The sequence below is a fragment of the Micromonospora sp. NPDC048063 genome (assembly GCF_043202855.1).
Classification (GTDB): Bacteria; Actinomycetota; Actinomycetes; order Mycobacteriales; family Micromonosporaceae; genus Micromonospora.
In genome coordinates, this window is sequence record NZ_JBIDBG010000001.1 from 592,725 (window position 1) to 615,385 (window position 22,661).

Here is a 22,661-nt window from a genome sequence, read left to right on the forward strand (position 1 = left end):
GCACGTACCGCCACTCAACGCGTGGCGGCGATGTGCGCCGTGTCGTCGACGGCCGCCTCGACCAGCAGCGCCTCGACGCCGCGCAGCAACCCCTCGGCCCGCCCGGGCGGGAGGTACCGGGTGTCGGCGGTGACGATCAGCTCGACCGCGCCGGGCGCGTCGCGCACCTGGAGGCGGCACCGCCACGGGAACTGCGCCAGGTCCGGCAGCCACCGGACGGTGCTTCGGGTCAGCAAGGCCCGCAGGTCGGCCTCGTCCGGTCCGGCCGTCAAGGGCCGGGCGGGGCGCGACAGGCGGGCGTCGTTGAGGTAGCAGAACGGGGCCAGGAAGGTCCGGTGGTCGTGGCCCAGCTCGGTGACCGCCTGCTCCCACGCCGTCGGGTCGTAGTAGGCGTGCCGGTAGGCGTCCAGGGCCGAGCGTCGCGTACGGGACAGCAGCTCGGCGAAGCCGGGCCCGTCGGCCAGGTCCACCCGGCAGAACCCGATCTGGTTCAGGGTGCCGACGGCGCGGTCGTGGTCGGGTTGGAAGCGGTTGTTGGCCATGACGACGATTCCGCAGGCGCCCCGCCCGCTGCCCGCGTCCAGCACGGCGGCGGTCGCCGCCAGCAGGGCGTCGGAGGTGCTGACCCCGTGGCGGGCCGCCACCAGCCCGGTCGCGTGGTGCAGCGCCGGGGACACCAGCGAACCGCGCAGGTGGCGGGCCGCCGCCGCGGACGGGTCCGGGTCGGACAGGCTCCCGGTGAGGCCGTCCAACTGCCGGACCCAGTACGCCACGGCCCGCTGCGAGCGCCCTGTCCCGACGCGGCGTTCCCGCTCGGCGAGGTCCAGCGACTGAAGACCGGGCGGCGTGTCCAGCGCGCCGCGCAGCAGGAGCGCCCGCAGGTCACGCAGCACGGTGTCGGAGGCGTGCAGGTCCACGACGGCGTGGCTGAACACCGCGACGATCTGCCGTACCCGGTCGTCGACCGTGACCAGCGCGACGCGCAGCGGCCACTCGGCGACGTGGTCGAAGCGCGGCTCGCCCAGCCGGGCGGTCAGGGCAGCCGCGGCACGCCGGCCGTTGGGGTCGTCGGCCGGTCGGGCCACGGCGTGGACGAGGACCGGCAGCCGGCCCGTCGCCGCCGCCTCCTGGTGCAGCTCCCGGTCCCGGAGGCGGAACCGGGTACGCAGCGACTCGTGCCGGGCGACCAGCGCGCCGACGGCGTCCAGCGCCCGGGGCACGGTGAGGTCGGCCCGTGCGGGGACCGTCAGGGTGCGGGGGAGGGCCAGCACCCGGTAGGCGGCGGGGGAGTCGAACTCCTCGACGGTGCGCCACATCGCGCGTTGCCCCCAGGTCAGCGGCGCACTCGCGGCGCGTCCGCCGTGGAAGGACGCGTACGCCACCTGCTCGGTGCCCGTGGCGTCGGGGGTGACCGGCCCGGCGGCGGCCGGGAGCCCGGCGCGGACGGACGACCACGGCCACGGCACCGCCGCGAAGGCCGCCTCGACCAGCAGCTCCTCCAGCCCACGCAGGAACGGCTCGACGGCGTTCATCGGAAGGTGGCGGGTGTCGGCGGTGAGCGTGACGCCGACCCCGGCCGGCTCGTCGACCACGTGGGCCAGCAGGTGCCAGGCCGCCTGCTGGAGGCCGGCGGTCCAGGAGAAGGTGCTGCGCTCCACGGCGGCCCGTAGCTCGCCGGGGGTCACCCGGGGCGCCGGCTCGGCACCGCCGGTGGCCAGTCGGACGTCGTTGAAGTAGTGGTACGGCAGGAACGCCGAGTCGAGGTCGACGCCCTGGGCCTCGAAGGCGCGGCGCAGCGCGGGCGGTTCGTAGTAGGCGTGCCGCAGGCCGTCCAGGGACGCGGCCCACACCCGGGACACCAGCTCGCCGAAGTCGGGACGCCCGGTCAGGTCCACCACGCAGAAGCCGATCTGGCCGAGGTTGGCTACCGCGTCGGCGTACTCGACGCGGAACCGGTTGTGGGCCATCGGGAACAGGCCGCACAGCTCGCGCCCCGAATCGCGGGCGGCCATCGCCGTGTACCCGGCCAGCAGCACCGCCGACACGCTGACCCGCTGCCGGGCGGCGATCAGCCGGGCGGCGGTGTCGATGGCGGAGGAGACCAGCACGCCCCGGCGCAGCGGAGGGTCGAGCCCCGGCCCGGTCGGGGTCAGCGGCCGGCGGGGCAGGCGCTGGAACTCCCGCAGCCAGTGCGCCACGGCCCGCTCCGAGCGGCGCCGGTCGGCCCCGTGCTGGCGGCGGCCCACGTCCGCCGACTGCGGGCCGGGCGGCGTGGGCAGGGGGCCCCGGAGCAGGATCAGCCGCAGGTCGCGCAGCACCACCTCGGCGGCGTGCGCGTCCACGGTGGTGTGGCTGAACACCACCACGATCTGCCGTACCCGGTCGTCCACCGTGACCAGCGCGACCCGCAGCGGCCACTCCTCGGCGTGGTCGAACGCGACGTCGCCGAGGCGGCCGGCGGCCTCCCGGGCGGCCCCGGACCCGTCGTCGGCGCCGGCGTACACCAGCAGCGGCAGCACCCCGGCCGCCGCCGTCTCCTGGCATGGCTCGCCGTCGCTCACCCGCAGCCGGGTGCGCAGCGCGGAGTGCCGGCCGACCAGCTCACCCACCGCGCGGGCCGCGGCGGCCACGTCCGCGCCGGCCCGCGCGGAGACCGCCACGGTACGCCGCAGGTTGAGGAAGCGGTGGTTGGACCCGAACCGGGTGAGCGCCCGCCACAGCACCTGCTGCGCCCAGGTCAGTGGCGCCGTTCCGGCCCCGACGCCGGCGAACTCGACGTGCACGAGGGCATCCGACGCCCACTCGGCGGGCACGACCATGTCGGTGAATCGCATTCCCGACCGTACGACGGTCCGTTCCGGTTCCGGATCGCTCGATCATCTTGTCCACCGTGGACCAACAGCTTCCGGACCGCTCGATCATGTTGTCCACAGTGGACCGATCAGCCGATCCACCCGGTTGGTTGCGGCGTGCAAACTACTGGCTCCCGTCCGTCACCGCAGCAGAGGGTACCCGCGTGACCAACGTTGACGTACCGTCGCGGAGCCCTGCCCTCGCGCCGGCCGCCACCCGTCCCCCCGCCGACCCCCGCCTGTCGTTCGGCCAGGAACGGATCTGGTTCACCGAACAGCTCACCCCCGGCACCGCCGCGTACGTCGTCCACTCGACCACCCGGCTGCGCGGGCCGCTGGACGTCGACCTCCTGCGCGCCGCCCTCGACGCCACCGCCGGCCGGCACGACAGCCTGCGCATGCGGTTCGTCGAGAACGCCGACGGCGAACCCGTCGTGCACGTGCTCCCGCAGGTGCGGGTGCCGGTCACCGTCACCGCCGCGCCGTCGGAGGCCGCCGCCCGCGCGCTGGTGGCCGCCTCCGTCGCCACCCCCTTCGATCTCGGCCACGCGCCGCTGCTGCGGGCCCTCGTCGTCCGGCTCGGCGACGAGGAGCACCTCGTGCACCTCGCGATGCACCACATCGTCAGCGACGGCTGGTCACTGGACCTGCTCCTCGGCGAGCTCGCCGCCACCTACGCCGCGCTGCGCGACGGTGGCGTCCCACCCCCGGCCCCGGCCGTCGACTACGTCGACTACGCCGCCTGGCAGCGGGACCGGCTCGACGGGCCGGCCACCGGCGACGGCTTCGCGTACTGGACCCGCGCGTTGGCCGGGGTGCCCGCGCTGGAGCTGCCCACCGACCGCCCCCGGCCGGCCGTGCAGTCGTACGCCGGCGCCACGTACCGCTTCGCCCTCGACGCCGACCTCACCGACGGCCTGCGCCGGCTCAGCCGCGCCCACCGCGCCACCCTATACATGACCCTGCTCACCGGTCTGCAGGCCGCGCTGTTCCGGTACAGCGGCCAGCGGGACTTCGCCGTCGGCACCCCGGTCGCCGGCCGGGTGGTGCCGGAGCTGGAGAACCTCGTCGGTCTCTTCGTCAACACCCTCGCCCTGCGCGCCGACCTCTCCCCGGTCGCCGCGACCGCCGACGCCCCGGCCGCCGAGCCCAGCTTCGCGGCCCTGCTGCGGCGCACCCGCACCACCGTGGTCCGGGCCCTGGCCCACCAGGAGATCCCGTTCGAACGGCTGGTCAAGGAGCTCAACGTCGCCCGCGACGTCAGCCGCTCCCCGGTGTTCCAGGTGCTGTTCACCCTCCAGAACTACGCCCACGGCGGCGACCGCTGGCCCGCCGGCCTGCACGCCGAGGGCGTGGGCACCGACGCCGCCACCGCCCGCTTCGACCTCTCGCTCTACGTGGGCGAGACCGCCGACGGCCTGCGCTGCATGGTCGTCCACAACACCGACCTGTTCGACGCCGCCACCGTACGCCGGCTGGCCGGCAGCTTCGAGACGCTGTTGCGCGCCGCGGTCGCCCGGCCGGACCTGCCCGTCGTCGACCTGGACCTGATCGGCCCCGCCGAGCGGGACCGGGTGCTCGCCCTCGCCCGGCCCGAGCGTGGCGACGCCGGCGCGGACCAGGCACGCCATGACCACCGAGCCGACCACCCGGCCGCCGGCGCCGGCGTCACCGGCCCGGCGCACACCCTGGCCGACCTCATCGCCCCCTTCGTCACTGCCACGCCCGACGCGCCGGCCGTGGTCTGCGGGCCGGACACGCTCACCTACCGGGAGCTGGACCGACGGGCGAACCGGCTGGCCCACGTGCTGCGCGCCCGCGGCGTCGGCCCGGAGCGGCTGGTCGGGGTCCTGCTGGAGCAGTCCGTCGACCTGGCCGCGACGCTGCTCGGGGTGCTCCGCGCCGGCGGCGCGTACCTGCCGCTGGACCCGGAGCAGCCCGCCGCCCGGCTGGCCCTGATGCTCGCCGACGCCCGCCCGACGGTGGTGCTCACCAGCGCGGACCTGCGGGACCTGCTGCCCTCCGACGCCCCGACCGCCTGCCTCGACGAGATCGCCGTCGAGGCCGCCGCCGTGCCCGACACCGCACCGGAGACCGGGGCGACCGGCGGGAACCTCGCGTACGTCATCTACACCTCCGGCTCCACGGGCACGCCGAAGGGCGTCGCCGTGGCGCACCGGCAGGCGCTGCGCTACCTCGACGGGGTGGCCGACCGGTTCGCGGTCGTCCCGGCCGCCCGGTACGGGCTGCTCCAGTCGATGTCGTTCGACTTCAGCGTCACCCTCTTCTACCTGGCGCTGGCCACCGGCGGCGCGGTGCACCTGCTGCCCCGCCGCGGCACCGGCGCCGAACTGGCCGAGCGGCTGCGCGACGGGCACATCGACTACCTCAAGATCACCCCGTCGCACCTGGCGGCGCTCACCGCCGACGCCGAGCCGGCCGAACTGCTGCCCGCCCGCGCGCTGATCCTCGGCGGCGAGGCGTCCGACCTGGAGCGCGTCGGCCCGCTCGCCGACGCCGGCCCGGCCCAGGTCTTCAACCACTACGGCCCCACCGAGGCCACCGTCGGCGTGGCCACCTACGAGGTGGTCGCCGACAGCCCGCGCACCGGCCCGGTGCCGATCGGCCGGCCCCTGCCGCACGCCCGCGTGTACGTGCTCGACGAGCGGATGCGCCCGGTGCCGGTCGGGGTGGCCGGCGAGCTGTACCTCGGCGGCGACCGGCTCGCGCGCGGCTACCTGAACCGACCCGGCCTCACCGCCGAGCGGTTCGTGCCCGACCCGTACGGACCCCCGGGCGCCCGCCTCTACCGCACCGGCGACCTGGGCCGCTGGAACGCCGACGGGCAACTGGTCTTCCTCGGCCGCCGTGACCACCAGGTGAAGATTCGCGGCTACCGGGTCGAGCTGGGGGAGATCGAAGCCACCCTGCGGAACTGCCCCGGCGTACGACAGGCAGCGGTGCTGTTGCGCGACGACCGGCTGGTGGCCTACCTGGAGCCGACACCCGGCGCGGACGGGCCGGACCCCGCGCGCCTGCGCCGCCGCCTCGCCGACCGGCTGCCCGAGCACATGGTGCCGACCCGCTGGATGGTCCTGGACCGGCTGCCGCTGCAGGAGCACGGCAAGGTCGACCGGCGGGCCCTGCCCGAGCCGACCGACGCACCGCCGGGCGGCGAGCGGGTGGCGCCGGTCGGGCCGGTGGAGACGCTGGTGGCCGGCATCTGGCGGGCCGTGCTGGGGGTGGCCGAGGTCGGCGCCACCGACGACTTCTTCGACCTGGGCGGGCACTCGCTGCTGGCCACCCAGGTGGTGGCCCGGCTGCGCCGGGAGCTGCCCGTCGTCGTGGGCGCCGAAGCGCCGGCGGTCAGCGTGATGGACCTCTTCCGCCACCGCACCGTACGCGAGCTGGCCGCCCTCGTCGCCGGGGTCGCCGCCGGTCCCGCCGGGCTGCTGCACGAACTGACCCCGCCGGTGCCGTCCGCCGAGCGGGTCGCCACCCTGGTCTGCGTTCCGTACGGCGGCGGCAGCGCCGTGGTGTACCAACCGCTGGCCGACGCGCTGCCGGCCGGGTACCGGCTGCTGTCGGTGGCCGTGCCCGGGCACGACATCGGCCTCGCCGACGAACCCGCGCCCATCGCCGACGTCGCCGCCGACGTCGTCGCGGAGATCCTGGCCCGGGTGGAGGGCCCACTGATCCTCTACGGACACTGCGGCCCCGGCGGCGCGCTGGCCGTGGAGGTGGCCCGCCGGCTGGAGGCCGCCGGCCGGGACCTGCCCGCGGTGTACCTCGGCGCGGTCTTCCCGTTCGCCCGGCCGGCCGGCGGGCCGCTCGGTCCGCTGCTGCGGCTGCGGCTGGCCGAACGCCTGCGCAGCGACCGGATCTACCGCACCTGGCTGCAGGCGCAGGGCACCGCCGTCGGGTCGCTCGCGCCCGACGAGGTCCGGTTCCTGATCCGGGCGATGCGCCACGACGCCGAGGTCTCCGAGGACTACTTCACCGACCTGATGCGCCGGCGGGTCACCCCGCTGCGCGCGCCCGTCATCTCGGTGGTCGGCGAACGCGACCGCAGCACCGACTACCACGAGGAGCGGTACCGGGAGTGGCACCTCCTCACCGACCGCACCGCCCTGGTCGTGGTCGACGAGGGCGGGCACTACTTCCTCAAGTACCGGGCCGCCGAGCTGGCGGAGATCGTCACCGACGTGCACCGACGCCTCGACGGGCCGCCACCCGCGCCGGCCGAACCGGACGCCGCCCGGCCCGCCTGGCAGCTCACCGCCGTCTCCCACCGGCCCGCCGGCCCCCCACCACCGGGCGCCGACACCCCGGCGGACACCGCGCCGCCGCCCAGCATGCGCCGCTTCGGCCTGGTCGCCACCGGCCAGATCGTCTCCGGCCTGGGCACCGCGCTGACCACCTTCGCGATCCCGCTGTGGATCTACACCGAGACCGGGTCGCTCGCCCGGTTCGCCCTCTTCGCCGTGCTGGGCCTGCTGCCCGGCCTGCTCGTCGCCCCGCTGGCCGGGGCGCTGGTCGACCGGACCAGCCGGCGGCGCGTCCTGCTGCTCGCCAACGCGGCCGCCGGCGGCGCCAACGCGGTGCTGGCCGGGCTCGTGCTCGTCGACCGGGCCGAGGTGTGGCACTTCTACCCGCTGACGGCGTGGCTGTCGGTCGCGCTGGCGTTCCAGCGCCTCGCGTTCGTCTCGGCGCTGCCGCAGCTGGTGCCCAAGCGTTACCTCGGCCACGCCAACGGTCTCACCCAGACCGCCGTCGGCCTCACCCAGTTCACCGTGCCGCTGCTCGCCGTGGCCCTGCTGCAGGCCGTCGGGCTACGGGGCATCCTGCTCATCGACGTGGCGTCGTACCTGTTCGCGATCGGTGTCCTGGCGGCCGTGCGGTTCCCGCGCACCCTGGCGCTGCAACGGCGCGAGGGCATCGGCGCCGAGATCGTCGCCGGCTTCCGGTACTCGCTGCGCCGCCGGGAGTTCCGCGCCATGCTGGCGTTCTTCGCCGCGCTGAACTTCTTCCTGTTCCCGGTGCTGTTCCTGCTCTCCCCGCTCGTGCTCGGCTTCGCCGACCTGGACGAGGTGGCCCGGGTCGCGCTCGCCGGCGGGGTCGGCGCGGCCGTCGGCGGCCTGGTGATGCTGATCTGGGGCGGCCCCCGCCGACGCCGGATGCGGGCGGTGCTGCTGGGCACCTGCGGCATCGCGGTGGCCGCCGTGCTGACCGGGCTGCGACCGAACCTGCTGCTCATCGGCGTGGGCGCGTTCGGCATCTACCTGGCCCTCGGCATCGTCAACGGCGTCTACCACACGATCATCCAGACCAAGGTGCCGGCGCGCGTCCACGGCCGGGTCTTCGCGCTCAACCAGATGGTCGCGCAGTCCACCCTGCCGCTGGGCTGGGGCGTCGTCGCCCCGTTCGCCGCCCGGGTCGCCGAGCCGATGCTGCTGCCCGACGGCGCCCTCGCCGCCACGGTCGGCGCGGTGATCGGCGTCGGCCCGGGCCGCGGCCACGGCCTGCTGTACGTGCTGTTCGGGGTGTGCATCGCGGCGACGGCGCTGGTGTCGCTGCTCACGCCGACCCTCGCCCGGTTCGACGACGAGGTGCCCGACGCGCCGCCGGACGACCTGGTCGGCATCGAGGAGCGCCGCGCCCGGGTCGCCGGTGTCCGGGAGCGCCGGGAACCCGCCGCCACGACCGGACGGAAGGCCGCCTGACATGACCGCGACGACCACCGGCCGGGCCACCCTCCGTACCGTGCCCGAGCTGCTCGACTGGCGCACCAGCCTGCACCCCGACCAGGTCGCGGTCGAGGTGCACGGCGTGGCGACGCTGACCTTCGCCCAGTGGTCCGCCGGCGCGACCGCCGTGGCCGCCGCGCTGCGGCACCGGGGCCTGTGCCGCGGCGACCGGGTCGGCCTGCTGTTCGGCGCCCGCGACTGGACCCGGTTCGCCGTGGCGTACTGCGGGGTGCTGCGGGCCGGCGGCGTCGCCGTGCCGCTGTCCGACCGGCTCGCCGCCGGGCAACTCGGGTACGCGCTGACCCACTGCGCGGCCACCGCCGTCCTGCACGGCGACGACACCCCCGCCCCGCCCGTACCGTCCGGCGTGTCGACCTGGACGGTGGGTGACCTGCTCGCCGGTCCCGGAACCGACCTCGACCCCGCCGGCCCCCGCCCGGGCGACCTCGCCCAGATCCTCTACACCTCGGGCACCACGGGCCGCCCGAAGGGAGTGGCCGCCAGCCACGCCAACCTCACCGTGGGCGCGCCGACCCACCCGCGCCGGCTGGCGCTGGCCCACTCGCAGCGGTTCCTGCACGCGTTCGCCATCGGCACCAACGCCGGGCAGACCATGCTGGCCAACGCGCTCACCGCGAAGGCCGCCGCGTTCACCCTGCCCCGGTTCACCCCGGCCCGGTTCGCCCGGCTGATCGAGACGCCCGGCACCGGGACCGTCTTCGTCGTCCCGTCGATCGCCGTCGAGCTGCTCGACTCCGGGGCGCTGCGCGGGCGGGACACCGGCGCCGTGCAGCTCATCGGCTCCACCGCCGCCCCGCTCGCCCCGGCGGTCGCGGCCCGGCTGGCCGAGGCGTTCCCGCAGGCCACGATCGTCAACTACTACACGTCGACGGAGGCGGCCCCGGCCCAGACCACGATGATCTACGACCCGTCCCGCCGGGACGCGGTCGGGCGGCCGGTGGGTGGGCAGTTGATGGTCGCCGACGCCGACGGGAACCCGCTGCCGGCCGGAGCCACCGGCGACGTGTGGCTGCGCGCCCCCCACCCCCGCGCGTACTACCGCGACGACGCGGCCAACCGGGCCACCTTCCGCGACGGGTGGGTCCGGATGGGCGACGTCGGCCGGATGGACACCGACGGCTACCTGTACCTCACCGACCGGCACCAGGACGTCGTCAAGACCGGCGCGTTCAAGGTCTCCACCATCGAGGTCGAGGCCGCCCTGCACGAGCACCCCCTGGTCGCCGAGGCGGCCGTCGTCGGCGTCCCGCACCCGGTGCTCGGTTCGGTCGTGGCCGCCGCCGTCGTGCCCCGCCCCCCGGCCGGCCCGGACGGGCTGTCCCTGCCGGTGCTGCGCGGCTTCCTCGCCGACCGGCTGGCCGACTACCAGCTGCCCGCCCGACTCCTGCTGCTGGACCGGCTGCCCCGCAACGAGGGCGGCAAGGTGCTCAAGCGGCAGCTCACCGACCTCTTCGACAACTGACCACCAGCACGACCATGGGAGCACATGTGGGTACCGCCGAGGCGACCTCCGCGCAGCACGCCGTCTGGTTCACCGAGCAGGCCGGCGTCGCCGGCACGGCCTACCACATGGCGTTGGGCGTACGGTTCGCCGCCGAACTCGACCGTCGGGCCCTCGTCGCGGCGTGCGCCGCGGTGACCGAACAGCACCCGGTCCTGGCCGCCCGCGTCGTCACCGACGACGACGGCATCCCCCACCTGGCCCCCGCGGACCTGCGCCCGGCGGTCACGGTCGGCGAGTGGACCGACGCCCGCGTCACCGAGGAGATCGCCCGCCGGCACGACCTGGGCACCGGCCCGCTGGCCCGGTTCACCCTGCTGACCGCCGCCGACGGCAGCCACCTGCTGCTCGTCACCGCGCACCACCTGGCCTTCGACGGCACGTCCAAGGACGTGCTCGTCCGCGACCTGGCCGCCGCCTACGCCGCCGCCCGCACCGGCGGCCCGCCCGCGCCGTCACCCCGCGCCGACGGGTACGCCGGCCTCGCCGCCGCCGAGCAGCAACGCGTCACGGCCGACCTGCCCGCCGCCCGCGACCACTGGGCGCGGCACTGGTCCGGCCCCGGAGACGTCGTGCTGCCCGGCCTACGGCGGCTGCCCACCGCCGCGGAGCCCGGCGAGGCCGTGCCCCTGGACCTGTCCGCCGGCCTGATCGACGGCGTCGACCGGGCCGCCCGGTCGATCGGGGTGACCCGCTTCGAGCTGCTGTTCGCCGTGCTGCACGCCCTGCTCGGGCGCTACGGCAACCAGGGCGCGCCGGTCGGGGTGGCCCTGTCCACCCGCACCCCCGACCAGGCCGACCGGGTCGGACTGTTCGTCAACGAGCTGCCCGTCGCGGTCGCCCCGGCGCGGGGCACGTTCCGCGACCACGCCCTCGCCGTCCGGGCCCGCCTGCGCGAGGCGTACCGGCACCGCGCCGTGCCGCTGGCCCACGCCGTGTCCGGGTTGCGGCCCGCCCCGGCCCTGACCCCGGTCAGCGTCGCCTACCGGCGGCGCGGTGCGGAACCGGCGTTCCCCGGGGTGGCCAGCGAGGTCGACTGGACCCTGTTCTGCGGCGCCGCCCGCAACGCCCTGCACGTGCAGATCGTCGACGCCCCGACAGGCGTCACGGTGAGCCTCCAGCACAGCCCGGCGGCCATCGACACCGACTCCGTACGCCGGATCGGCGGGCACCTGCGCACCATGCTCGCCGCGGTGGTCGCCGAACCCGACCGCCCCGTGGCGGACCTGCCGCTGCTGCCCGCCGACGAACTCGACCGGGTCACCCGCGCCGTCAACGACACCGTCCGGGCGTACCCCGCCGTGACGGTGCCGGCCCTGTTCGCCGCCCGGGTCGCCGCAGACCCGGACGCGCCGGCCCTGGTCGACGGCGACCGGACGCTGACCTACGCCCAGCTCGACGCCGCCGTCGTCCGGCTCGCCGCGCTGCTACGCCAGCGCGCGGTCGGCCCCGGCACGCTGGTGGCCGTCGCGCTGGACCGCTCCTGGCAGGCGGTGGTGACCGTGCTGGCGGTGCTGCGCTGCCGCGCCGCCTACCTGCCGGTCGACCCGGGCAACCCGCCGGCCCGGCGGGAGGCGATCCTCGCCGACGCCGCCCCGGCTCTGGTCGTGACAGGTTCTGCCGTCGAGACGGGCCGGCCCACCCTCGCCCTCGACGGGACCGACCTGCTCCACGGCCCGGTCCCGGCCGGACCCGCCGACGGGCCGCCGAACGCCGACGACCTCGCGTACGTGCTCTACACCTCCGGGTCGACCGGCCGACCCAAGGGCGTGGCCGTGCGGCACGACGCGTTGGCGAACCTGCTGCTGGGCGTCCGCGACCTGCTGGGCAGCGGGCCACGGGACCGGTGGCTGCACCTGACGTCGCTGTCGTTCGACATCTCCACCGTGGAGGTGCTCCTGCCGCTGGTCACCGGTGGCAGAGTCGTCGTCGCCTCGGCGGTCGGCGCGCTGGACGGTGCGGGCGTGCTGCGGCTGGTCCGCGACACCGGCGTGACCCACGCCCAGGCCACCCCGTCCGGCTGGCGGGTGCTGCTGGACGCCGGTCTCGGCGTTCCGGCCCCGGACGCCGGGGGCACGCCGGCGCCGCTGGTCGCGGTCGCCGGCGGGGAGGCGCTGCCGGTCGCCCTCGCGCGGGACCTGCGGGCCCGCACCGCCCGCCTGGTCAACGGGTACGGGCCCACGGAGGCGACCGTCTACGCGACCATGGCGGAGATCCCCGCCGGTCCCGACGAGGTCACCATCGGTCGGCCGCTGCCGAACGTGCGGGCGTACGTCCTGGACGAGGCCCGCCGACCGGTGCCGCTCGGGCTGCCCGGCGAGCTGTACCTGGCCGGCGCGGGGCTGGCCGCCGGCTACCTCGGGCAGGACGACCTCACCGCCGAGCGGTTCGTCCCGGACCCGTTCGGGCGGGCCGGCGAGCGGCTCTACCGCACCGGCGACCGCTGCCGGTGGCTGCCCGACGGGCGGATCGAGTTCCTCGGTCGCATCGACGACCAGGTCAAGATCCGGGGACACCGGGTCGAACTGGGGGAGATCGACGCCCGGCTCCTCGATCATCCGGCCGTGGCCGCGGCGGCCACCGCGCTGCGGCACGACGCGGACGAGCCGCGCCTCGTCGCGTACGTGGTGTGCCGCGCCGGGGCCGCCCCGCAGCCGGCGGAGCTGCGACAGCACCTGGCGCTGAGCCTGCCGCAGGCCGTGCTGCCCACCGACTTCGTGACGCTCGACCGGCTGCCGCTGAACCCGAACGGGAAAGTCGACCGGGCCGCACTGCCCGCCCCCGCGCCCCGGGAACCGGTCGGCGCGGCCCCGGGCGGGTCCGCCGCCGACGGAACCGGCGACGACCCGGTGGTGGAGCAGCTGCGCCAGATCTGGCAGGAGGTGCTGCGCGTCCCCGACATCGGTGTGCACGAGGACCTGTTCGACCTGGGCGGACACTCGCTGAGCATCACCCGGATCAGCGGCCGGATCCAGCAGCGGCTCGGGGTCGAGGTGCCGCTGGACGACTTCTTCGACACCCCGACCATCGCCGAGATCGCCGAGATCGTCCGGCAGTCCGCAAAGGAGTTCTGACATGGGCAGCAGCACCGACCTGCGCGAGCGGATCGCGGAACTGGTGAGCGAGGCCACGGCCGGCGAGGTCGCGGCGGCCGACGTGCTGGCCGGCGGGTCGATGGTCGCACTCGGCGTGGACTCCCTCGGCCTGCTGCGCCTGGTCGACGCGATCGAGCTGGAGTACGGCGTCGAGGTGGACCTGAACGGTCCCGGCCGCACCCTGGACACCCTCGACGACCTCGTGGCGCTGGTGGGCGCGGCAGGGGCCGGGCGAGCTGCCACCGGATCCGGTGGGGCGGGCGGGCCGCTGAGCTGATCCGCCGCGTCCTTTTCCCATCGTCCGCGACGCGGAACGTTCGACGGGTCGCGGGCCGTGGCCCGGTCCGGGGGATCGCGGGATGGCATGGCTGTCCATTATTGGTGCCATGACGTCAGTGAGTCGCCAGCGGGTAAGGAACGCGGACGGTCGAGCGCACAGTCGTGTCGAGCAGCGACTGATCAAGTCCGTCGCCCGCGGCGAGGTGCTCGATCTGGCCGGTGACGGGCCGGTCGACGAGGCAGCGATGCGGTCCTGGGGCGATGAGCGGACGGTCTCGGCCTCGGTCATCCGTGAGCTCGTCCGCGGCCGCCTGGTCGGCGAGCCCGACCCACACGGCCTGCGGCTACGCGGAGCCCGGATCGCCGGCCAGATCGATCTGGAGAACATCACCAGTGACCTGGCGCTGGAGCTGCGCGACTGTCTACTCCCCAGCGGCGTGAATCTCCGCAACGCCCGACTGTCGGCGGTTGCCATGACCGGGTGCCGCATCGAGCAAACGGCAGATTCGGACGACGCGCCAGTCGACGCCACACGCTTTGCCGCGCGGGTGCTCTCGCTCGAAGGGAGCACCGCCACCAGCGCCAGCGAGCAGGGCACGGTCCGGCTGCTCGCTGCCCACCTCGGCACACTGGACTGCAGCGGAGCGCGGCTCGAGAACGCCACCGGGCCCGCCCTCGACGCCGACGGCCTCCGGGTCGACCAGAGCGTGTTCCTGCGCGGCTCCACCGCCACCAGCGCCAGCGAGCGAGGCACGGTCCGGCTGCTCGGTGCCCACCTCGGCGGCCAACTGAACTGCACCGGAGCGCGGCTGCGGAACACCACCGGACCCGCCCTCAACGCCGACCGGCTCCAGGTCGACCAGGACGTGTTGCTCCGCAACGGGTTCACCGCCACCAGCGCCAGCGAGCAGGGCACCATCCGGCTGCTCGGTGCCCACCTCGGCACATTGGACTGCACCGGGGCACAGTTGAAGAACACCATCGGACCCGCCCTCGAAGCCGACCACCTCCAGGTCGACCGGGACGTGGCCCTGGACGCCGGGTTCACCGCCACCAGCGCCAGCGAGCTGGGCACGATCCAGCTGCCCGGCGCCCACATCGGCGGCGTCCTGTACTGCGGCGGGGCACGGCTGGAGAACACCACCGGACCCGCCCTCAACACCGACGGCCTCCGCGTCGACCAGGACGTGCTCCTGGACGACGGGTTCACCGCCACCAGCGCAGACGGCCAGGCGGTGCTGGTGTTGACCGGTACGCGGATCGGCGGGACGCTCCGCCTCGACACCGACCGAACGACGCACACGGCACCGGACCAGGGATCACTGGTCGAGCTGGACGGGCTCACCTACAGCGGGCTGCCGCGGCCCGCGTCACTGCCGCGCTGGCTGACCCTGCTGCGCGAGCACACCCCCCGCTACGCAGCCCAGCCCTACCAGCACCTCGCCGCCGCCTACCGCGCCGCCGGCCACGACCGCGACGCCCGCACCATCCTCATCGCCCAACGCCGCGACCAGATCCAGCGCGCCGGACTGGCCGGCTCCGAACGGGCCTGGGGCCGCCTCACCGGCATCACCCTCGGATACGGCTACCAGCCCTGGCGCGCCCTGCTCCTGCTCCTCGCCACGCTTGCGACCGCAGTCACCCTCAGCGTCACCATCGGCCACCGCGGCGGCCTCGCCCAAAAGCCGGCGATCACCGGAGAAGTCGCAGCCACCGCCTGCACCACCATCGACGAGATCGGCGTGGGCCTCGACCTCGGTACCCCACTGATCAAGACCGGCGCCCGCGACCGCTGCCAACCCACCGACACCCCCGCCGGCCACACCCTCACCATCGCCAGCTGGTTCCTGCAACTGCTCGCCTGGACCTTCGCCACCCTCTTCATCGCCGGCTTCACCAGCGCAGTCCGCAGAACCTGACCCATGTCACGCTGAGCCACCAACGCCAAGGGAGCTTGCTCCGATCAACTGCGTCGCTCCTGCCAGTCAAGCGCCGGGCACACTGTCGGCGGCAGCACCAGCCCAAGCTCAACGAGCAACGCTGCTCCGTGCAGCGACCATCGCCAGCGGGACCGCGATCGTCGGCTTCGGCGCCGCCGTACATCGAGCAGCAGAACCGCCCGGTCTAAGGCACTGCCCGGGCCTTGACGGCCCTTCCAGCACGGGCCTTCACCCCCGCCCTGAAGGGCGGAGCACTGGCCGCATTCCGATAGCACGACTGGATCGGTCGTGGAAGGGCCGTCCGCCCCGACTACTACAAGCGGTGGTAGATCGCACATTTGTCCTGATGAGAGGCACTTCGCCGGCGGGCCGCGCCTAGCATGCCGGCGTGACGATGAGGGAGAGGGACCACGCGTACGACTACCACGATCTGCTCGGCCTGCACCACTCCATGGTGCTGCGCCGGAGGATGCGCGGGGACGTGCCGGCGCCGGACGAGCGGGAGGCGTCCGCCGGGGCGCTGCTGGCGGCGTGGCCGCAACGAGTGGACGACCAGCGGCTGCTGCGGGAGAGCCTCGCGTTGCTGGAGCCGCTCACCGACACGCTGACGTACCTGTACGCGGCGCTGTTCCGGGACGGATCGCACCTGAGGTCGCTGTTCCCCGACTCGCTCGCGGCCCAACGCGACCAGCTCACCTGGTCGGTGCGGCAGCTTATCGAGGGGCTGGACCAGCCGGAGGTCATCGTGCCGGTCTTCGAGGAGCTTGGCCGGGCGCACCGCAAGCTCGGCGTACGCGCCAGCCACTACCAGCCGTTCGGTGCGGCGCTGATGGAGGCGCTGCGGTCCCGTGCCGGTGCCGGCTGGTGTCCCGAACACGACGACGCCTGGTCACGGGCGTACCGGTTCCTGGCCGGCGTGATGAGCAACGCCGCCACGGGGGAGCTCTCCGCTCCGCCGTACTTCAACGGCACCGTGGTCCACCACGAGCTGCGCGGCCCCGACCTGGCAGTCCTGCGGGTACGCACCGCCGAGGCGTACGACTACCGGGCCGGGCAGTACGCCACCGTCGGATCTGGGCGGCTCCCGCGCACCTGGCGGTCCTACTCCATAGCCAACCCACCCGGCGGTGACGGGGTGCTGGAGTTCCATGTGCGGGCGACAGGCGCCGGCCGGCTCAGCGACGTCCTGGTGCACAAGAGCGCCGTGGGTGATGTGCTGCGGCTCGGCCCGGCGCGCGGCATCACGACCCTCGCAACCGCCTCGGGTAATCGCGTACTGCTGGTCGCCGGCGGCACCGGTCTGGCCACGATCCGGGCGCTGCTGGGTGGGCTGGCCCGTCTGGCCAGCCCGCCGGCAACCTGGCTGTTCTTCGGCGCCCGCACTCGGGACGACCTGTACGATCTCGAATCGCTCCGCTCGTTCGCGGACCGCTTCCCGTGGCTCCGCTTGGTGCTGGCGGTCTCCGACGGTGACGCCGGCCCGTACGAACCCGGCACGGTGGTGGACGTCGTGACCCGCTACGGCGGCTGGGCCGGACACGACGCCTACCTCGCCGGACCGGCGGCGATGGTCACGGAGATGGCCCACCGCCTGGTCGACCTCGGCGTCGACCCTGACCACATCCGGTACGACCGGCAGTAGGGACACCGGCCCGGCGGGCGGCGTCCGCCCGAACGGCGGCTCACTGCCGTGCGGGATGGCCAGGCGCCGGTCGGTCCGCGAGTGGAACTTGTCGGCGATGCGGCCATGCTCGAGGCTGTGGTCGCCGACCCGGCCGGCGCAGAAGGCGCGAGTGATCTTCCTGACCCGGCCGCGGACGGCAGGACGGAGGTGGTGCTGGAGGTCTCCGGCGAGATGGGCGGGGGGCCGACCCGCCGGGCGCCGTGCCCGAGGTGGGCGAGTGGCTTTGCCACACCACCCTGTCCGACGCGTTCCTGCCGGCCGGGGCGTTTTCGACGCCGGAGGAGACCCCGTGGACGCATGGCGACCCGCCAGCCGTGCGTCGACGACGGGCCCGCCGTGAGCGACGGCGACCTGACCGACGAATGGCCCTGAGGTGGCCGGACGGCCCGGGCGGGGGAGTCGAAGGTCACGGACCGGACAGGGGGTTTGGCCCTGACTAGGGACCGCCGTGGTGAGCCAGGATGAGACGCGACACCAACGGACGTTGCCATCCTCACAGGAGTTCCGACATGAAGCGACGCACCCTGGACCTGCTTTTCAGCATCGGTGGGCTGGGCCTGACCGTTCTGCTGCTCATCGCCGGCCTCGTCCTCACCACGAACGCGAACTTCGCCAACGACTACGTACGCGACCAGCTCGGCGCGCAGCACATCACCTTCAAGCCGGCCGACAAGCTGACCGACGAGGAGAAGAAGGCGGACTGCCTGGTCGAGTACGCCGGCCAGAAGATGACCACCGGCAAGCAGGCCGAGTGCTACGCCAACGAGTTCATCGGGCTGCACCTGAAGTCCATGGCCGGTGGGAAGACGTACGCCGACCTCGGCGCGCCGGAGAGCGAGCTGCGGGCCAAGGTCGAGCAGGCCACGCAGACCAACGACCCGGCCCTGGCCGACCTGCAGAAGCAGTTGGCGGAGGTCAGCGGCCAGCGGGAGACCGTATTCAAGGGCGAGACGCTGCGCGGCATGCTGCTCACCTCGTACGGCTTCAGCGAGTTCGGCCGTAAGGCCGAGCAGGCCGCTCTGGTGACGTTCATCGGGGCGGGGCTGCTCCTGCTGCTGTCGATCGCCGGCCTGGTGCACGCCTTCCGCACCCCGGCCACCGAGGCGTTCGCCGCTCCCGAGCCGGCGAAGAACCGCATCACCGCCTGACCGCTGCCGACCCGGGAACCCCCGGTCTCCTCCACCCTCTAGGAGGCCGGGGGCCCCGCGTGCGCGGCTGGACGCACGACTGGCTCTGACGGTGGCGGAAGCGGTGGCGGCGGGCGACGCGGCGGTGGCCGGGCTCGGGTGGTGGTGCGCGGTATCCGCACCCTCCTGCGTGCCCTGACCAAAGCCCTGGCCGACCTCGACGTCGAACCCCAGGAAGCAACCAGCACACTCGCCAGCCAGCTTCGGAGCAACCTTGCCGACGTGAGCACCACCGGCTCCGGCGTGGAGCCAGGCATGGGCCGACGCCAGCTCGGAGGGATGGGCAGCGGTCAAAGCGGCGGACTGCCATGACCGCGGGCCGTATCCCCTCCGCAGAGCGCGAATGCCGTCTGGAGTGGACGTGGCGAGTCGCGTGGTTGTGGCATCGTGTCGCCGCAAGGGGGAGGTGACGCAGGTGGATGTGTCGTCCGCGCCGACAAGGTACGCCGAAGCGTTGCTGTTCGCCGCCGAGGTGGTCGATGCGGCCACCCGTCCCCCACACGGTGACCACGGCGAGGAAGTGCTGCGCGATCCCTACGCGCGGGAGATGCTGAGGCATCAGAGCGACTGGTCGTGGTGCGACAACCGACAGGATGTCGACCTTGCCGCCAGTGGGGCGCTGCGCGCCACCGTCGAGTACGTCGCCCGTCGTCACGCCACAGCGCTGCCCGACCACACCGGTCGCGCCGGTGAACACTGGTCCGACGTCGATGACCGCCTGGCCCGGCTGGCCGCGGCGCTGCGCTTCGCCGCCGAGGCCGCCGAGCAGGCCTGGCCGCACCGGCTGCAGCAGGTCCTGGCCCCCTGGGTACGCCAGCGGCTCGCCGCGCTGCTGGCCGCCACCGACCGGGCGGAAGGGCTGGGCATTCTGGACGCCCGCGTGCGGCGCGCGGTCGTGCTGGCCTGGCAGTACCGGTCGGTGCGGCACGAGCTGTTCGCCGACCACCACTGGCAGGGGCGACCGTCGGCGCCGTGGTGGTGCCTCGACGGCGCGCTCGCCGTCCGCTCGCCGTTCGACGGCTACGCCACCGGTCAGGTGCCGTCCTACGCCCTGCACCTGACCCACCTCGACCTCACCATGGGGCGAGGCGAAGGTGAGCTGACCGTCGCCCACTCCGGCACCGCCCCACTCACGGCATACCCAGTCACCATCACCGACAGTGCGCCGACGCTGGCCGCCGACGTGAAGGCCGAACACCGGACGGCGGTGGCCGACGCGCTGTCAGCCCTAGGCCTCACCCACGCCGAAGACTGGGGACCGACCTCATCAGGCCGCTAGACCGTTGCTGATCTCAGAGGCGAGGCCCGCCGAGCACCCCAGTGGGACGCCTGGTCCACGGGGTTGCTGCGTCCGGCCTGTGGAGACGACAACACACCTTGATGCCTACGGCGGCGGTCCCCACCAGGTGTCCGCTCATGCCGATGAGCAGATGCCATTCGCTCATCGGCATAGCGCACCGGCCGTCCACCGGCGACGTGCCGGTTCGGACGCGAGTGCGGCGGTTCACGCTGTCAGACACGTTGGTAGGCACCGACGCCGATATGACCTTCAGCGCCGACCCCCGCTCACCAGTTACATCAAGCGTCCGGATGGTAGGCGAGGTTGACGGTGAGTGCGGCCAGAGCGAGTCCGAAGAAAAGTGCCCAGGCGCCGAGTCGGAAATTACCCGCCCGAATATGTGCGCCCAGCGCGCCAAGGAAGTACAAGACCAGACCGGCTGCCGCGAGCGTACTCACGACCGGCACGACCAACCCGGCCAGCAAGCCGAGCGCGCCCGCGCCCAGGAGCATTCCCAATGGTCGTACCCACGATCGGGGTATCCGATTGCGGTCCGCCTCCGCCTTTGGGTATTCGTGGCCGATCACGTTTGCGATGGCGGCCGAACCGTTGAGGGCTGAGGCGAGCAGGGTCACCGTGAGATAGATGGCGAACATCGGCGTCTCCGTATGTGTAAAAGTGGCGGTTGACCAGTCGCTCACAGACGAGGTGACGACCCCGATGTGTGACACGGTGTTGAGTGTTCTAACTCACAGCGCTATGGCTGTCAGCTTCTGTGGGTTGCTGACGACGTGGATGGTCTGAACCAGACCCTCCACCGTGTGCAGGGTCATCGCGAGCACCGGCGTTCCGTCACAGCGGACGACGACACCGGGGCCACCGTTGAGGTGGAGCACCCCGGCCGTCGAGCCCACCGGCTGTTGCCGGGAGAGAACGACGATGGCCCGGGCCACGAGGTCCGAACCGTGGATGGGCTTGCGTGGCGCACCGGTGAGGCCGCCGCCGTCGCTGACCATCGTCACGTTCGGTGCCAGAACCTCGACGACCACGCGTCGCTGCAGCTCGACGTGGGCATCCTGGCCGCGCCGGGCGTCGAGCGCGTGGAGTGGCTCGACCGAGAGGAGTTCATGGTCGGCGCGCCGACGCTGTGCGTTGACGGGATGACGGCCGCGGTCGCCAACGTGCTGGCCGACCCCCGCGTGCGGGTGTGAGAAGCCTGCATCGGCACGAGACATCCCCACTACGCCGGCGACCGGCCGGGGAGCATCGCGGCGGCGCGCGGACATCGAGTTGTCCGGCGTGGAGGAGGGCAAGCCAGTTCGCACCCCGCGCAGTTCCTCGACGGTCAGTTCGAGGAAGCCGACTGGACCGAGCCCGGTGACGTCTTAGTCGGCGAGCACTGGCGCATCCTCATCTGCCGCGATCAGGGTGGGGGAGCGTGGAGTCAGTGTGTCGTCGGTGCCGGCCTGCGGCGAACCCGCCACCACACCTCGACGAGGATCGGTGGCAGCGCGATCGCGGCGCCGGCGAACGCAAGTGCCCGGGTGCACCGTTGCTGGATCTCGTCACGTAGTTCTTCGCAGGTGGCCTGGTGTTCGATGACGTCGCCGCGGGACCGTACGCATTCGTCACCGGGCCCGATCAGAACATCGTGGTTGGCCGGGTTGGCCTCGAAGCAGGCGATTCTGGTCGGCTTCAGTTTCCAGTTGACGCGGTTCGAGGACCAGGCGCAACTCATCTGCCGCTGGCTGCGCGCCGACCGATCCTAGCGGTGACGGCTGCCTCCGGCGGGCCTGATCGTGCCGCCGTAGAGATGCACGCGGTTATCGGCGTCATGGTCCGGTTCGCGTTGGATGAACCTTTCGGGCTCCACTGGGCCATTGGCGACGTGCACTGCCCAGTCCTCGTAGAACCAGCTGGGATTGCAGGCGCATTGGGTGAACGTGAACCGGAAGTTGGCCCGGTAGCGGCCCACCTGCCCCGATGCGAGTGGGAACAGGCGGGCTGTACCACGGTCGCGGGGAAATGCCGCCCGGCCTGGCAGCCGTTCCACGATCACCGCGGAACCCTCAAGGGTGAGCCACAAGCCCACGTCGCGGGCTCGCTCCACGCCCCCACTGAGAACCTCGTCATGGCGCACGTAGCCGGTCGCCTCGTTATACAGCACCTCGTGCACGGCCACGTCGCACATCGGTAGTGAGGCAGGAAGGGGCACCGGGCAGCTCAGGCCACGACGGAGGTTGGCCTGCTGAGCGCCGCGTGCCGCAGCGCTCCACCGCACCCGCACTCGTTGGATGGTGATCATCGCGCAACAATGACGCGTAGCTGTCCGCCTCGCCAGCTGTCATCCGGATCTGCCGCCCGTCGTGCGCGCTGACGGGGCCAGTACAAGTCACGGCGAGTCTGCATGGCAAAAGCAGAGACATGAGATGACGACTGGATGAGCCGGGGCCGTAGAGTGCTGTGATGGTCGACAGTTGGACTCCTCCGCAGCGGGGGAACTGTACCTGCACCGTTCACCTCGAACACCTCCTTGAGGTGGTGCTGCCGCCGGCCCATCCGGATTTGGAACCCATGACCGTCGCCGAACTGCTTGACACCGGCGACCTCAAAACCGACCCGCTCACGGAGGCGGACCGAAAGCGGGGCGGCACCGGATACCACTGGTCCCTCTGGGTCGGTGACGCCGCCCGCGGATACTACGACGACCACGCGTCGCTACAGCTCGACGTGGGCATCCTGGCCGCGCCGGGCGTCGAGCGCGTGGAGTGGCTCGACCGGGAGGAGTTCATGGTCGGCGCGCCGACGCTGTGCGTCGACGGGATGACGGCCGCGGTCGCCAACGTGCTGGCCGATCCCCGCGTGCGGGTGTGAGAAGCCTGCATCGGCACGAGACATCCCCGCTACGCCGGCGACCGGCCGGGGAGCATCGCGGCGGCGCGCGGACATCGAGTTGTCCGGCGTGGAGGAGGGCAAGCCAGTCCGCACCCCGCGCAGCTCCTCGACGGTCAGTTCGAGGAAGCCGACTGGACCAAGCCCGGTGACGTCTAAAGCCGTGCAAGGTGGTAGGCCGAGA

General features: G+C 73.5%; 14 protein-coding genes and 1 pseudogene. 10 read left to right on the top strand and 5 right to left on the bottom strand.

What is annotated here, in order from left to right; all coding sequences use genetic code 11:
- Positions 1-14: 14 nt before the first annotated feature.
- Complete coding sequence (locus tag ACGFZ2_RS02650) at positions 15-2,834, bottom strand: condensation domain-containing protein (RefSeq protein WP_393449379.1); 2,820 nt, start codon at positions 2,832-2,834, stop codon at positions 15-17.
- 182 nt (positions 2,835-3,016) lie between these two features.
- Here ACGFZ2_RS02650 and ACGFZ2_RS02655 point away from each other — a divergent pair, with 182 nt between their 5' ends.
- The 8 genes from ACGFZ2_RS02655 (at position 3,017) to ACGFZ2_RS02690 (ending at position 19,585) form a co-directional block, all read left to right on the top strand.
- Positions 3,017-8,575 (top strand): amino acid adenylation domain-containing protein, encoded by a 5,559-nt coding sequence (locus ACGFZ2_RS02655; RefSeq protein WP_393449382.1) that lies wholly within the window; start codon positions 3,017-3,019, stop codon positions 8,573-8,575.
- Position 8,576: 1 nt separating this feature from the next.
- Positions 8,577-10,082 carry an AMP-binding protein gene (locus ACGFZ2_RS02660; protein ID WP_393449385.1) on the top strand — a complete coding sequence of 502 codons (1,506 nt, stop codon included), beginning with the start codon at positions 8,577-8,579 and terminating at the stop codon, positions 10,080-10,082.
- A 26-nt stretch (positions 10,083-10,108) separates the two neighbouring features.
- Positions 10,109-13,195 (top strand): amino acid adenylation domain-containing protein, encoded by a 3,087-nt coding sequence (locus ACGFZ2_RS02665; protein WP_393449388.1) that lies wholly within the window; start codon positions 10,109-10,111, stop codon positions 13,193-13,195.
- 1 nt (position 13,196) lies between these two features.
- Positions 13,197-13,493: a phosphopantetheine-binding protein gene (locus tag ACGFZ2_RS02670; RefSeq protein WP_393449391.1), complete on the top strand. Its 297-nt coding sequence runs from the start codon at positions 13,197-13,199 to the stop codon at positions 13,491-13,493.
- A gap of 109 nt (positions 13,494-13,602) precedes the next feature.
- Complete coding sequence (locus ACGFZ2_RS02675) at positions 13,603-15,414, top strand: hypothetical protein (RefSeq protein WP_393449394.1); 1,812 nt, start codon at positions 13,603-13,605, stop codon at positions 15,412-15,414.
- Between the two features lie 415 nt (positions 15,415-15,829).
- Positions 15,830-17,077 carry a globin domain-containing protein gene (locus ACGFZ2_RS02680; protein ID WP_393450207.1) on the top strand — a complete coding sequence of 416 codons (1,248 nt, stop codon included), beginning with the start codon at positions 15,830-15,832 and terminating at the stop codon, positions 17,075-17,077.
- 551 nt (positions 17,078-17,628) lie between these two features.
- Entirely contained in the window at positions 17,629-18,267 is a 639-nt protein-coding gene (locus ACGFZ2_RS02685) for a hypothetical protein (RefSeq protein WP_393262543.1), read from the top strand.
- Positions 18,268-18,721: 454 nt separating this feature from the next.
- Positions 18,722-19,585: a hypothetical protein gene (locus tag ACGFZ2_RS02690; protein WP_393449397.1), complete on the top strand. Its 864-nt coding sequence runs from the start codon at positions 18,722-18,724 to the stop codon at positions 19,583-19,585.
- A 299-nt stretch (positions 19,586-19,884) separates the two neighbouring features.
- On the opposite strand, the gene ACGFZ2_RS02695 is transcribed toward ACGFZ2_RS02690, so the two are convergent.
- Together ACGFZ2_RS02695 and ACGFZ2_RS02700 are read right to left on the bottom strand one after the other, a co-directional pair.
- Positions 19,885-20,241: a DoxX family protein gene (locus ACGFZ2_RS02695; RefSeq protein ID WP_393449400.1), complete on the bottom strand. Its 357-nt coding sequence runs from the start codon at positions 20,239-20,241 to the stop codon at positions 19,885-19,887.
- A gap of 93 nt (positions 20,242-20,334) precedes the next feature.
- A pseudogene (locus ACGFZ2_RS02700) lies at positions 20,335-20,628 on the bottom strand (RNA polymerase subunit sigma-24); the annotation flags it as partial.
- Positions 20,629-20,652: 24 nt separating this feature from the next.
- Here ACGFZ2_RS02700 and ACGFZ2_RS02705 point away from each other — a divergent pair.
- Entirely contained in the window at positions 20,653-20,796 is a 144-nt protein-coding gene (locus ACGFZ2_RS02705; RefSeq protein WP_393262024.1) for a hypothetical protein, read from the top strand.
- Between the two features lie 233 nt (positions 20,797-21,029).
- Here the strand turns inward: ACGFZ2_RS02705 and ACGFZ2_RS02710 are convergent, their stop codons facing one another.
- Both ACGFZ2_RS02710 and ACGFZ2_RS02715 read right to left on the bottom strand, forming a co-directional pair.
- Complete coding sequence (locus tag ACGFZ2_RS02710; RefSeq protein ID WP_393449403.1) at positions 21,030-21,323, bottom strand: hypothetical protein; 294 nt, start codon at positions 21,321-21,323, stop codon at positions 21,030-21,032.
- A gap of 27 nt (positions 21,324-21,350) precedes the next feature.
- Positions 21,351-21,890, bottom strand: a complete 540-nt coding sequence (locus ACGFZ2_RS02715) for a hypothetical protein (RefSeq protein WP_393449406.1) — start codon at positions 21,888-21,890, stop codon at positions 21,351-21,353.
- Between the two features lie 233 nt (positions 21,891-22,123).
- On the opposite strand from ACGFZ2_RS02715, the gene ACGFZ2_RS02720 reads away from it, so the two are divergent.
- On the top strand, positions 22,124-22,459 hold the full coding sequence (locus ACGFZ2_RS02720) for a hypothetical protein (RefSeq protein WP_393262534.1): 336 nt from the start codon (positions 22,124-22,126) through the stop codon (positions 22,457-22,459).
- The last annotated feature ends 202 nt before the right edge of the window (positions 22,460-22,661 follow it).